The sequence below is a fragment of the Corallococcus sp. CA053C genome, assembly GCF_003611675.1.
In the GTDB taxonomy this organism is placed as follows: domain Bacteria; phylum Myxococcota; class Myxococcia; order Myxococcales; family Myxococcaceae; genus Corallococcus.
This window is the reverse complement of sequence record NZ_RAWA01000013.1, coordinates 1-12,321: the sequence shown is the minus strand read 5'-3', so window position 1 is coordinate 12,321 and position 12,321 is coordinate 1. Positions and strand designations below refer to the sequence as shown.

Genomic DNA, 12,321 nt, shown 5'->3' with positions numbered 1-12,321 from the left:
CGGCGGCAGGCCGGCGGGGCCTTCTCAGCAAGGCCCCGCTAGCATCAGCCCGCAATGAGAAACCCCGCTCCCTCCAGTCGAGGGGGCGGGGTTCGTGGACACCGTCACCGGTGGATGAAGCGCGAAGCTACTTGTGCACGTTCGGGGACGGCTCGGAGGCGGGCGCCTTCTCGGCGGGCACGTCGAAGAAGCTGGTGCTGCTGGCCGCGCGCGTCGGCGCCACGTTGTTCTCCAGCGTCTCCGGCACCGGCGGCAGGGCCACGGCCGTCACCCCGGCGCGAGCGGCTTCGGCGGCGCGACGGGCGTTCTGACGACGGCGGAACAGGAAGTAGCCCACGGCCAGCGCCGCCAGCGAGCCCATGACGACGACCTGGCCCTCCTTCAGCTTGCCGATGACCATGTCCAGCTCGCCGCCGAAGTGGAAGCCGAGCCACACGAACACCGGCGCGGAGAGCAGCGCCGCCAGCCCGTCCCACAGGATGAAGCGCCAGTACGCCATGTGCACGGAGCCCGCGGTGAAGTACGTCACCGCGCGCACGCCCGGCATGAAGCGGGCGATCATCACGATCTTCTGGCCGTGCGCGACGAAGAGCGACTCCACCTTCGCGCGCTTCGCCGGCGTGACGATCTTCGCGAAGAAGCCTCCGCCCTTCGCATCCGGGTTGCGTCCCAGCCGCGACCCCAGCCGGCGGCCCGCCAGGTAGATGAGGCTGTCGCCCACCAGGATGCCGACGAAGCCCACCACCATCATCACCGGCAGGCTGGCGGCGCCCTTGTGCGCCAGGAACCCCCCGAGGATGAGGGAGATGTCCTCTGGCAGCGGGACACCCAGGCCACACGCCACCAGGATGGCGAACACCGTCGCATAGGCGATGAGACCCTGGGAGTTACCGAGCAGGTTGGTGAGCAGTTCTTCCACGCGTCGTTCCGTCCAATCACTTCCCGAAGGGTCGCCTGGTATCCACCCGGGCCAGCCCGTTCAGCACCCAGCGAACAACCGGGTGCGCGTCTTGAAAACTCCGGCCGCCAAGCTTCCCACCTCAAGCGCCCCATCCCCACCACGAAAGCCCGTCTCCTCGCGGCTTCCACCCACTCCCACCCACCGTGTGCGCCAGGATGGCTGCCCGTGAGGCTGACTTCCGGCGAAGACAGTAACCACATCCCGTGCGGGTGGCAGTGCCTCCTGCCTTCCCGACCTCCGGGCGCGAGGACGAGGCCTTCCACCCGACACCCGGCGCAGGCGTCAGGCCTAGGCTCCAGTGGACCGCGCGACGAGCGTGCGCAGCATGTCGCGGTTGTCCCGCGCCTTGGCGCCGAAGTGGCTGACGATGCCCATCAGCAGCTTGATGCAGGCCTGGGGCTTCTGGGCGAGCAGCTTCTGGAAGTCCGCGGCGCGGATCTCCAGCGCGAGCACGTCCGTGGAAGCGGTCGCGGTGCACAGCCGCTCCCCCTTCTGCACGAGCGCCAGCTCCCCCAGGGGCTCCCCGACAGTGACTTCGCCCAGGGACACGTCCTCGCCCCCGGGATTGCGGGCGCTCAGCCGCACGGTGCCCTCGCCGACAATCAGCAGCGAGTCACCGGCCTTGCCCTCGGAGAACAGCGCCGTGCCCTTGGGGAAGGCGCGCGACACGGCCGCCGCGGCGAAGATCTGGATGCCGGTGTCGGTGAAGCCCTTGAAGAGCGGACAGGCCTTGAGGGTCGTCTCGGGCGAGAGAGCCATGAGGGTGTTCCTAACACGCACAACGCGCTGTCGTCAGCGGCTCGCGCGGTGTTCGGAAGCGGTGTGCACGTAGTGGAGGGCGGACTGGACCAGGAACTCGCGCTCGCCGTCGGAGAGGGGGCGCTTCACCTTGCCCGGCGAGCCCACCACGAGCGAGCCCGGGGGAATCTTGGTGCCCGGCGTCAGGAGCGTGCCGGCGCCGATGATGCAGTCGTCGCCCACCTCCACCCCGTCCATCAGGATGGCGCCCATGCCCACGAGGACGCGGTGGCCCACGAGGCACCCGTGGAGGATGACCCGGTGGCCCACCGTGCAGTCGTCGCCCACCGTCGTCGAGTCCCCCTGGCTGGTGACGTGCACCATGGTGAGGTCCTGGATGTTGGTGCGCTTGCCGATGCGGATGGCGTTCACGTCCCCGCGCAGCACGGAGTTGAACCAGACGGAGGAGTCCTCGCCCAGCTCCACGTCGCCCACCACCTGGGCGGAGTCCTCGACGAAGCAGCTCGGGTGGACGCGGGGGGACACCCCGCGAAACGGCCTCAACGGCATGGCGGAACCTCCGAGGACGGCGGGGACCAACAGCGGAGCGTCAGGCCTCCGCGGGCACGTGCAGCGGCACCGTGAGCTCCACCGGCGGCGGCGCCACCGTGGGCTCCTTGAGCACCGCCACCTGCTTGCCCTGGAGCTGGTTGGGCGTGGCGCGCTCGATGTGGACCTTCACGAAGGAGCCCGCGGGAGCGTCGCCGTCGAAGTTGACGGTGCGGTTCTCCGGCGTGCGCCCGAAGCGCTTGGTGGCGTCGTAGCGCGAGCGGCCCTCGACCATGACCTCCACGTCCAGGCCCACCTGCGCCTGCGTGTACTCGCCGCTGATCCGCCGCTGCACCTTCTGCAGGCGCTCCAGCCGGGCCACCTTCACCTCGTGCGGCACCGGGCCCCAGTCCTTCTCGCGCAGCGCGGCGCCCGTCTTGGGGCGCGGGCTGTAGACGAAGGAGAACTGGTTGTCGTAGCGCACCTGCTCCGTGAGCTGGAGCGTCATCTCGAACTCCTCCTCGGTCTCTCCGGGGAAGCCCACGATGATGTCGGTGGTGATGGCGATGCCGGGCCGAGCGGCGCGCAGCTTCTCCAGCCGCTCCAGGTACTGCACCACGGTGTAGTCGCGGCGCATCATCTTCAGGATGCGGTCGCTGCCGCACTGCACCGGCAGGTGGAAGTGCGGGGCGATCTTGGGCTGCGTGCGGAACGCTTCGATCAGCTCATCCGACAGGTCATGCGGATGGCTGGTGGTGAAGCGCACGCGCTCGATGCCCGGCACCTCCGCGGTGCGCAGCAAGAGCTGCGCGAAGCTGATGCCGCCCTGGTACGAGTTGACGTTCTGCCCGATGAGCGTGACTTCGCGCAGGCCCACGCGCGCCAGGTCCGCGACCTCCAGCAGCACCTCCGGGAACGCGCGGCTCACCTCGCGGCCACGGGTGTGCGGCACGACGCAGAAGGAGCAGACGTTGTCGCAGCCCTTCATCACGGTGACGAACTCGGTCACCTTGCCCCGGGACGTCTCCGCGTCGGCGCGCGGGAAGACGTACTCCTCGGAGTCCACGAAGGCGGTCTCCACCACGCGCTCGCGCTCTTCCTGCACGCGGCGGATGACGTCCGGCAGCTTCGCGATGTTGTCCGGGCCGAAGACGAAGTCCAGGTAGGGCACCTTCTTCAGCAGCTTGTCCTTCTCCTGCTGGGCCACGCACCCGCCCACGCCCAGGATGGCGCCGCGACTGGCCTTCACCGCGCGGTAGCGCCCCAGCGCGGACAGCATCTTGTCCTCGGCCTTCTCCCGGATGGAGCAGGTGTTGAGGATGATGAGGTCCGCGTTCTCCGGCTCCGGCGTCGGGACGTAGGACATCGTCGACAACGCTTCGCTCATGCGGAGCGAGTCGTTGACGTTCATCTGACAACCGAAGGTGTGGATGAAGTAGCGCTTCATGGGTTGGCCTTGAGGGAAAACGGGCCCTTATGCGATGCCCGGCCGCGGAATGCAACCGGGCGGACGGGCTGGTTCATCCCCGGCTGAGCACCTTCGTGAGCCGGGTGTGCAGGGCGACCAGCGTGGCTTCGTGCTCCCGGAGCAGCGCCACCGTCTCCGCACCGTAACGCCGGCTGAGCGCCTCCGTGTGACGCTCCTGCTTCTGGAGCTCGTCCCGGACGCGCTGGCGCAGTGCGTCCACCTCCGGCCCGCGGGCCGCCTCCAGCTCCGTGAGCTTCGACTGGAGCCGCTGGAGCGTCCACCGCCGCCCGCCAAAGGCCCGGAGCACGGACAGTCCCCACTCCACCGCCTTGAGGTCCAGCCCGCTGGCGGCGAGCGCCTCCGTCTGCGCGCGGGCCATGGCCTCCGGACGGACATCCGCCTCCACGTGGGCCAGGAAGGTCTCCTGGTAGCGGACCAGGGCGTCGAGCATCCCCTTGTCCACCGGCCGGGAGGCCATGCGCAGCGTGCGGTCGTCGGCGGCGTCGAAGTCCGGGCCGGTCTCCACGTTGCGGACGTCCAGGTAGTCGTCGAAGAGGGACGGAGCCATGGGGGAAGCCTCGGGGGAAAGGGGGTTCAGGTGGGGACGAGCTGATCCGCGATGCGGCTCAGGTCCGACACGGACGTCACGACCACGGCCTGGTGACAGTGCTTCTCGTAGGTGAGCATCTCGCTGTCGCCGATGCCCCAGTTGCCGCGCTCCTCGGGGCAGATCCACAACAGCCGCTTCGCCTTGCGGCGCAGGTCCTTGAGGGCCCACGCGTTGCTCGCGTTGTAGTTGTTGCGACCGTCGCCAATGATCATCACGGTGGTGCGGCGGGTGATGCTGCCCAGGTGATCGCGCGTGAAGTCCGCCAGCGCGCGGCCGTAGTTGGAGTTCGCGCTCATGGACACCGTGCGCCCGGCGGTCGCCGCGTCGATGGCCTCGCTCACGTCCAGGTCCTTGAAGAAGTGCGTCACCTCTCCAATGTCGGACACGAAGACGAACGAGCGCACGCGCACGAATAGCGACTGCAGCGTGTGCATGAACAGCAGCATCATCCGCGACGCGTTCCGCACGGAGTCGGAGACGTCGCAGAGCACGACGAGCTCCGGGCGCTCGGGCCTGCGGCGGCGGAACTGCGGCACCATGGGGATGCCGTCCCACGGCATGTTCCGGCGCAGCGTGCGGCGCACGTTGAGCGAGCCCCGACGGTGCGAGCGCTGCTTGCGGATGAGCCGGCTCTTGAGCTTCTCCGCCAGCGTGCGCACTGCGGCCTCCATCTGGTCCACCTCCGCCTGGGTGAGCAGGTGGAGCGGCTTCTCCAGCACGGAGTCCGTGCGGCGGCGGATGCGGGCCTCGGACTGACGCCGCACCTCAGCGCGCGCGGCGTCTTCAATCTTGCGCATCGCCGCCGCGACGTGGCGCGAGACGATCTCGATGCCCTCCGCGCTCAGCCCCCGCGCGTGCAGCTCGTCCTCCATGGACTTGAGGTCCGAGCGCGCCCGCTCCATGCCCGCGCCCGCGAGCAGCCGCCGCGTGAAGAACCCCGTCTGCAGCGGGCTCTCCAGTTGCCCCAGGTCGAGCTGGAGTGAGGCCTGCCGGAAGATCTGCGCCAGCCGCGCGCGGTCACCCGCGAGGATGGCCTGGGCCAGCGGGGACATCTCCGGCGCGAGCAGGTTCATCTGGTAGACGACCATCTTCAGCAGGTCGCCCTCCAGGTAGCCCTCGTCCTCCAGCTGCTTCGCCAGCGATTCGTCCAGGGCCTCGAACGAGCGGGCCGCGCCGGAGAAGTAGAAGTCGAACGCGCGGAGGAAGGTGTCCACGTCCAGCTCGCGCTTCACGAGCGTGGTGCGCAGCACGGCGCGGAACAGGTTCCGGTCCTCGAGCCCCACCTCGGCGGTGGCGCGCAATGCGTCCTGCACCTCGGACGTGCTGACGCGCACGCCGTTCTGGCGGAGGACCTCGGCGAACTCGACGATGCGGGCGTCCATGGTGAAGGCGGCCTTGCGTCCCTTTCCCTGCGCTACCGTTCGAACGACATGACGGCTTCCACGTGGTGCGTCTGGGGGAACATGTCCACCACCTGGAGCGCCACGGGCTTGTAACCCGCCTCCACCAGCCCCGCCGCGTCGCGCGCCAGCGAGGCCGGATCGCACGCCACGTACACCACCCGGCGCACGTTCAACGCGCGCATCCACTTCGCCAGGCCCGGCGCCCCGGCGCGCGGCGGATCCGCGAGGCACAAGTCAAACGTCCGCCCCTCCGCCACCAAGCCGTCGCACACCTTGCGCGCGTCGCCCTGGATGAAGCGCACGTTGCCCACCCCACCCTCGCGGGCGCTGCGCTGGGCCAGCTCCACGCCCACCGGCGAGGACTCCACCCCCAGCACCGACGCGGCCGTGCCCGCCAGCGGGAAGGTGAAGTTGCCGTTGCCCGAGTACAGCTCCAGCACCGAGTCCGTCTCCCGCGCGCCCAGCTCCTGGATGGCGGAGGACACGAGCCCCACGTTGGCCTCCGCGTGCGCCTGGGCGAAGGCATCCGGCCGCAGGTACACCGGCACCTCCGGCCGCAGGGGCGACAGCGAGCGCAGCACCGGCTTGCCCACGAGCCGCGCGGAGCCCTCCTTCGGCACCAGCACCGCGCCCTCCAGCCGCAGCGCGCGCACGGCGGCCTCCGCGGCCTCCAGGTGCCGCGCCGTCACCGGCCCGGAGAGGTTCACCGCGAACGCGGCCTTGTCCCCTTCCGCGAGCAGCAGCACCTCCTCCGTGTCCTTCGCCAGCGGCTTGAGCAGCGGGGCCAGCTTCCCCGGCAGCGCGGTCAGCACGGGCGTGAGCGCGGGGCACACGTCCACCGGGACGCGCTCATGCGTGCGCCGGCCGAAGTAGCCGAGCGCCCCCTTGCCCGCCCCGTGCAGCACCGCGCGGCGCCGGTAGCCCCAGTCGCGGGGCGCCACCATCAGCGGCCGCACCGTGAAGCCGGTACGCGGCAGGTGGCCCAGGTGCTCCAGCGTGGAGAGGACGATCTCCTGCTTCGCGGACCGCTGCGCGGACACGCCCAGCTCCAGCCAGTCACAGCCGCCGCAGGCCTCGGAGTAGACGCAGCGCGAGGTGACGCGCTCGGCCCCGTCCGCGAGCACCTGCCGCAGCTGCCCGCGCAGCACCCGGCCGTGGGACTCCAGGAGGACGCGCACGGTGTCACCCGGGAAGGCGCCGGGCACGAAGACGGTGCGGCCCTCCCACGAGGCCACGCCCTCGCCGAGCTGGCCCAGCCGTTCAATCGTCAATTCGATGGGGGTCTCTGGCAGCGTCAGCATGCAGGCGCTCTCAAGGGGACGCCTGGGACGGCCGCCCTACTTCCGGGTCGCGCTGCCACGCTCGTCCGCCGGCAGGGCTTCCCGCAGGCGCTCCACGAACGCTTCAATGCGCGACCGCTTGTCGTCATCAACGTCCACGAACTCCACCGCCATCCCCGGAACCTCTCCAGGAGCCCCGGGGCCCGTCGTTCCCTGTGCGTTGGTGCGGGTCACCTTCCCCACCAGGTCCACCGGGAAGCTGGCGCCCGGCAGCGACACCAGCAGGCGCACCGCGGTGCCCACCGGCAGGGGCTGCTGCGTATTGATGTACAGCCCGCCGCGCGACAGGTTCACCGCCCAGTCCGTCACGAAGCCCGCCACCGTGCGGTAGGCCACGGGCAGCTCGTGGTCGATGCGGTGGGCTCTCGGCGCGGGGACGTGCTTTTCCTGGGGGTCGGCCATGATGCGCTCCGCTTTTTTCCGAGGGGGCAAGGTGCCTTCCGTCCCTGGGGAACGGAAGGGCACCCTAGCCCGGGAGGCTCAGAACTTCATCTCACGAAGGTCGGGCGCGATCTTCAGCTTCGGCTCCGTGAGCTGCTGCACCCGCTCCACCGTCAGTCCGGGTGCCAGCTCCCGGAGGACCAGCCCCTCCGGCGTGACGTCCAGGAACGCGTGGTCGGTGACGATGTGGTGCACGCACTTGAGGCCCGTCAGCGGCAGCGAGCACTTCTTCAAGATCTTGGGCTGCCCGTCCTTGTTGGCGTGCTCCATGGCCACGTAGATGCGCTTCGCACCCACCGCCAGGTCCATGGCGCCGCCCATGCCCTTGACCATCTTGCCGGGGATCATCCAGTTGGCCAGGTCGCCTTCTTCACTGACCTCCATGGCGCCCAGCACGGCCAGGTCGATGTGGCCGCCGCGGATCATCCCGAACGAGAGCGCGGAGTCGAAGAAGGCGGAGCCCTTCACCACCGTCACCGTCTCCTTGCCCGCGTTGATGAGGTCCGGGTCCTCGCTCCCCTCCTCCGGGTACGGCCCGATGCCGAGCAGGCCGTTCTCCGACTGGAGCACCACCTCCACCCCGGGCGGGATGTAGTTGGGCACGAGCGTGGGGATGCCGATGCCCAGGTTGACGTAGAAGCCGTCCTTCAGCTCCTGGGCAATGCGCTGTGCAATCTGTTCACGTGACAGGGGCATGGCTTTAGGACGCCTTCTTGCGGACGGTCCGCCGCTCGATCCACTTGTGGAGGTTCTTCGCCTGCACGATGCGGTGCACGAAGATGCTCGGGATGTGCACCAGGTCCGGATCCAGCTCCCCCGGCTGCACGATGTGCTCCGCCTCCACGATGGTGACCTTCGCCGCCATGCACATCATCGGGGAGAAGTTCCGCGCCGTCTTGTGGAACACCAGGTTGCCCCAGGTGTCCGCCTTGTACGCGTGGATGATGGCGAAGTCCGCCTTGAGCGGCGTCTCCAGGACGTGCAGTCGCCCGTCGATGATGCGCGACTCCTTGCCCTCCGCCACCTGGGTGCCCGCGCCCGTCGGCGTGAAGAACCCGCCGATGCCGCAGCCCCCCGCGCGGATGCGCTCCGCGAGCGTGCCCTGCGGATTCAGCTCCACCTCCAGCTCGCCGGAGAGGAACTGCCGCTCGAACTCCTTGTTCTCCCCCACGTAGCTGGCCACCATCTTCTTGACCTGCTTGTTCTGCAGCAGGACGCCCAGGCCCAGCTCCGTGGTGCCACAGTTGTTGGAGATGATGGTGAGGCCCTTCACGTTCTTCTTGTGAAGGGCTTCGATGAGGTTCTCGGGGTTGCCGCACAGCCCGAACCCACCACTCATGAGGGTGATGTTGTCCGGGATGTCGGCGACCGCCTCCTCCGCGCTCGCATAGACCTTGTTCATCCGTGCGCCCTCAGCGCTCGACCATCAGCGCGATGCCTTCGCCGCCGCCGATGCACAGCGACGCCACGCCCCGCTTCTTGTCCTGGTCCTTCATCGTGTGCAGCAGCGTGACGAGCACGCGCGCACCGGAGGCGCCAATGGGGTGGCCGAGCACCACCGCGCCGCCGCGCACGTTCACCTTCGACGGGTCCAGGCCGAGGATGCGGTTGTTGGCGACGGACACCACCGCGAACGCCTCGTTGATCTCCCAGAGGTCCACGTCCTTGGCCGTCAGCGACTGCTTCTTGAGCAGCGTGTTGATGGCGTCCGCCGGCGCGATGGTGAACTCCACCGGCTTGCGGGCCGCCTGCGCGTAGCCCTTGATGCGGCCCAGGATGGTGCGGCCTTCCGCCTTCGCCTTCTCCTCGCTCATCAGCACCAGTGCCGCGGCGCCGTCGTTGATGGAGGACGCGTTGGCGGCCGTCACCGTGCCGTCCTTCTTGAACACCGGCTTCAGGGTGGGGATCTTCTCCGGCCGGGCGTTCTTCGGGCCCTCGTCCTCGGAGACCGTGACGAACTCGTCCGGCTTCTTGCCGGGGATCTGCACGGGGACGATCTCCGAAACGAAGTGGCCGTCCTTCTGGGACTGGATGGCGCGGCGCGTGGACTCCAGCGCGAACTCATCCTGCTGCGAGCGGCTGATGTCCTGGCTGGTGGCACAGGCCTCGGCACAGATGCCCATGTGGACGTTGTCATAGACGTCCCAGAGGCCGTCCAGGATCATCGCGTCCTTGAACTCCACGTTCCCCATGCGGGCGCCGCCGCGCATCGTGTGGCTGACGTAGGGCGCGTTGCTCATGGACTCCATGCCGCCCGCGACGATGACGTCCGCGTCGCCCAGGGCGATGGACTGCGCCGCGGCCATCACGGCCTTGAGGCCGGAGCCACAGACCTTGTTCAGCGTGACGGCCGGCACGGTCTCCGGGAGGCCCGCGAAGATGGCCGCCTGACGGGCCGGGGCCTGGCCCACGCCGGCCTGGAGCACGTTGCCCATGATGACTTCCTGAACGGCCTCCGGCTTCACGCCCGCGCGCTCCAGCGCCGCCTTGATGGCGATGGCGCCCAGCTGGGGAGCGGTGAGCTTGGACAGGGCGCCCTGGAAGGAGCCGATGGGGGTACGGGCCGCGCCCACGATGACGACTTCACGAGCCATGGAACTGCCTCCTGGAAGGGACTTCGCTAACAGCGCCGGACGCCCATATCACGGGGCGTTTCGGCCGAATCAAATGGAAACGGCCGGGCTCCCACTGGGGAACCCGGCCGCTATTCACGTCATGACGTTGGGCTGATTACTTCTTCAGCTTGGAGGCCATCACGTCGCCCAGGCGGGCCTTGGAGCCTTCGGCCTGCTTGCGCAGGTACTCGCGGTAGTCCTCGCCCTCGCCGATGAGGGCCTTGATGGACAGCGCGACCTTCCGGTCCGGGGTGTTGATGTCGATGATCTTCACTTCGACATCCTGGCCTTCCGTCACCACGTCGCGGGGGTTCTCCACGCGCTCTTCCTTCAGCTCGGAGACGTGGACGAGGCCCTCGATGCCCGGCTCGATCTCCACGAACGCGCCGAAGTCGGTGACCTTCGTGACCTTGCCCTTCACGCGGCTGCCCACGGGCAGGCGCTCGGACAGGGTCTCCCAGGGGTCCGGCTGGAGCTGCTTGATGCCCAGGCTGAAGCGCTCGTTCTCGACGTCGATGTTGAGGACGACCGCCTCGACCTCGTCGCCCTTCTTGAACATCTCGCCCGGGTGCTTGATGCGCTGGGTCCACGAGATGTCGGACACGTGCACCAGGCCGTCCACGCCCTCCTCGACGCCGACGAACACGCCGAAGTCGGTGACGTTGCGGATCTGGCCCTTGATGACGGAGCCGATCGGGTACTTGTCCTCGAGCAGCGTCCAGGGGTTCTGCTCGATCTGCTTCATGCCCAGCGCGATGCGCTTGGCCTTGGGATCGATGTCGAGGACGACGGCCTCAACAACCTGGCCGACCTCCAGGATCTTGGACGGGTGCTTGAGACGCTTGGTCCAGGACATCTCGCTGACGTGGACGAGGCCTTCCACGCCCTGCTCGATCTCGATGAACGCGCCGTAGTCCGTGATGGACACGACCTTGCCGCCCACGCGGGTGCCGACCGGGTACTTCTCGTCGGCGCGGTGCCACGGGTCCTCCTGGATCTGCTTGAGGCCCAGGCTGACGCGCTCCTGCGTCGGGTCGAACTTGAGGACGACCACGCGCACTTCGTCACCGACGTTGAACATCTCGCTGGGGTGACCGATGCGGCCCCAGGACATGTCGGTGATGTGCAGCAGGCCGTCGATGCCGCCGAGGTCGATGAAGGCGCCGTAGTCCGTGAGGTTCTTGACCACGCCCTTGAGGACCGCACCCTCCTTCAGGTTCTTGAGGGTCTCCTTCTTCATCTCCTCGCGCTGCTTCTCAAGCAGGACGCGACGAGAAAGCACGATGTTGCCGCGCTTCTTGTTGAACTTGATGACCTTGAACTCGAACTCCTTCGAGATGTACTGATCAAGGTTGCGCACCGGGCGGATGTCCACCTGGCTGCCGGGGAGGAACGCCTTCACGCCGATGTCGACGGAGAGGCCGCCCTTCACGCGTCCGACGATGGTGCCCTTGACGATCTCGTCGCGCTCGCAGGCGGCGGAGATTTCGTCCCAGATGCGCATCTTGTCGGCCTTCTCCTTGGAGAGGACGACCATGCCGGTGTCGTTCTCGCGGCTCTCCAGGAGGACCTCGACGGGGTCGCCGGCCTTGACCGTGACCTCACCGCGGGGATTGGTGAACTCGGAGATCGGGACCTGACCCTCGGACTTGTAGCCGATGTCGACGATCGCGAAATCCTTCGTCACCTGCACGACCGTGCCCTTGACGATTTCGCCTTCCTTCAGGATTCCGTCGCCACCACGCTCCTTGAGCGAGGCCTCGAACATCGCCGCGAAGTCTTCGTCACCGCCGTCGATCTGCTGGTTCACGTTCTGCTGCATGAAGTGGAAGTCCTTGGAAACGGTACAACTGCCCCCTGTTTGAGAGGTGTTCGCAACCGCCTGCGGGGAGCAACCGGAAGCTGCGGGTGTCCCTCCAATAGGGACCTGAGGCTTTGCTGAGGCCGCGCACCCTAGACACCGGATATTCCGGGAGTCAAGCCGTGCCCCGCCTCATGTGCTGATCCGTGGAAGGTGTGGACCGGTTCTGTCAACCCGGTAGTCCGTGCCTGCCTGGACGCCCTTCCTAACACCGAACACGCTTCCCGGCAGCCGGAGGGGCACTACTTTTATGAACGTTCGCCCCCCTGCGCACCCCTGTCTCTTATACACCTCTGACGCTGCCGACGAACTCTAGGGTGTAGGTCTCGGTCGTC

Annotated in this window: 12 protein-coding genes; all 12 read right to left on the bottom strand. The window is 68.2% G+C overall.

Annotated elements, in window-relative coordinates; translation table 11 throughout:
• Positions 1-127 precede the first annotated feature (127 nt).
• Positions 128-919, bottom strand: a complete 792-nt coding sequence (locus tag D7V97_RS03295) for a DedA family protein (RefSeq protein WP_120609116.1) — start codon at positions 917-919, stop codon at positions 128-130.
• Positions 920-1,249: 330 nt separating this feature from the next.
• Positions 1,250-1,720 carry a cyclic nucleotide-binding domain-containing protein gene (locus D7V97_RS03290; protein ID WP_120609115.1) on the bottom strand — a complete coding sequence of 157 codons (471 nt, stop codon included), beginning with the start codon at positions 1,718-1,720 and terminating at the stop codon, positions 1,250-1,252.
• Positions 1,721-1,753: 33 nt separating this feature from the next.
• A complete protein-coding gene (locus D7V97_RS03285; RefSeq protein WP_120609114.1) occupies positions 1,754-2,269 on the bottom strand; it encodes a gamma carbonic anhydrase family protein in 516 nt (171 codons plus the stop codon).
• A gap of 40 nt (positions 2,270-2,309) precedes the next feature.
• A complete protein-coding gene (gene miaB, locus D7V97_RS03280) occupies positions 2,310-3,695 on the bottom strand; it encodes a tRNA (N6-isopentenyl adenosine(37)-C2)-methylthiotransferase MiaB (RefSeq protein ID WP_120609113.1) in 1,386 nt (461 codons plus the stop codon).
• Positions 3,696-3,768: 73 nt separating this feature from the next.
• On the bottom strand, positions 3,769-4,284 hold the full coding sequence (locus D7V97_RS03275) for a hypothetical protein (protein ID WP_120609112.1): 516 nt from the start codon (positions 4,282-4,284) through the stop codon (positions 3,769-3,771).
• Positions 4,285-4,310: 26 nt separating this feature from the next.
• The gene (locus tag D7V97_RS03270; protein WP_120609111.1) at positions 4,311-5,708 is read right to left on the bottom strand and encodes a VWA domain-containing protein; all 1,398 of its coding nucleotides are present in this window, start codon (positions 5,706-5,708) and stop codon (positions 4,311-4,313) included.
• 32 nt (positions 5,709-5,740) lie between these two features.
• Positions 5,741-7,030, bottom strand: a complete 1,290-nt coding sequence (locus D7V97_RS03265; RefSeq protein ID WP_120609110.1) for a class I SAM-dependent RNA methyltransferase — start codon at positions 7,028-7,030, stop codon at positions 5,741-5,743.
• A gap of 36 nt (positions 7,031-7,066) precedes the next feature.
• Complete coding sequence (locus D7V97_RS03260) at positions 7,067-7,471, bottom strand: TIGR02266 family protein (protein ID WP_120609109.1); 405 nt, start codon at positions 7,469-7,471, stop codon at positions 7,067-7,069.
• Between the two features lie 78 nt (positions 7,472-7,549).
• The gene (locus D7V97_RS03255; protein ID WP_120609108.1) at positions 7,550-8,206 is read right to left on the bottom strand and encodes a CoA transferase subunit B; all 657 of its coding nucleotides are present in this window, start codon (positions 8,204-8,206) and stop codon (positions 7,550-7,552) included.
• 4 nt (positions 8,207-8,210) lie between these two features.
• Positions 8,211-8,912 (bottom strand): CoA transferase subunit A, encoded by a 702-nt coding sequence (locus D7V97_RS03250; protein WP_120609107.1) that lies wholly within the window; start codon positions 8,910-8,912, stop codon positions 8,211-8,213.
• Positions 8,913-8,922: 10 nt separating this feature from the next.
• Positions 8,923-10,104, bottom strand: a complete 1,182-nt coding sequence (locus tag D7V97_RS03245) for an acetyl-CoA C-acetyltransferase (RefSeq protein ID WP_120609106.1) — start codon at positions 10,102-10,104, stop codon at positions 8,923-8,925.
• Positions 10,105-10,240: 136 nt separating this feature from the next.
• Entirely contained in the window at positions 10,241-11,947 is a 1,707-nt protein-coding gene (locus D7V97_RS03240; protein WP_120609105.1) for a 30S ribosomal protein S1, read from the bottom strand.
• Positions 11,948-12,321: the final 374 nt, after the last annotated feature.

What these genes read in the sequence shown, in the direction of transcription:
- D7V97_RS03265 (WP_120609110.1), bottom strand. Translation starts at nt 7,030, where the DNA reads ATGCTGACGCTGCCAGAGACCCCCATCGAATTGACGATTGAACGGCTG.
- D7V97_RS03245 (WP_120609106.1), bottom strand. Translation starts at nt 10,104, where the DNA reads ATGGCTCGTGAAGTCGTCATCGTGGGCGCGGCCCGTACCCCCATCGGC.
- D7V97_RS03260 (WP_120609109.1), bottom strand. Translation starts at nt 7,471, where the DNA reads ATGGCCGACCCCCAGGAAAAGCACGTCCCCGCGCCGAGAGCCCACCGC.
- D7V97_RS03250 (WP_120609107.1), bottom strand. Translation starts at nt 8,912, where the DNA reads ATGAACAAGGTCTATGCGAGCGCGGAGGAGGCGGTCGCCGACATCCCG.
- D7V97_RS03270 (WP_120609111.1), bottom strand. Translation starts at nt 5,708, where the DNA reads ATGGACGCCCGCATCGTCGAGTTCGCCGAGGTCCTCCGCCAGAACGGC.
- D7V97_RS03275 (WP_120609112.1), bottom strand. Translation starts at nt 4,284, where the DNA reads ATGGCTCCGTCCCTCTTCGACGACTACCTGGACGTCCGCAACGTGGAG.
- D7V97_RS03240 (WP_120609105.1), bottom strand. Translation starts at nt 11,947, where the DNA reads ATGCAGCAGAACGTGAACCAGCAGATCGACGGCGGTGACGAAGACTTC.
- D7V97_RS03290 (WP_120609115.1), bottom strand. Translation starts at nt 1,720, where the DNA reads ATGGCTCTCTCGCCCGAGACGACCCTCAAGGCCTGTCCGCTCTTCAAG.
- D7V97_RS03255 (WP_120609108.1), bottom strand. Translation starts at nt 8,206, where the DNA reads ATGCCCCTGTCACGTGAACAGATTGCACAGCGCATTGCCCAGGAGCTG.
- D7V97_RS03285 (WP_120609114.1), bottom strand. Translation starts at nt 2,269, where the DNA reads ATGCCGTTGAGGCCGTTTCGCGGGGTGTCCCCCCGCGTCCACCCGAGC.
- miaB (WP_120609113.1), bottom strand. Translation starts at nt 3,695, where the DNA reads ATGAAGCGCTACTTCATCCACACCTTCGGTTGTCAGATGAACGTCAAC.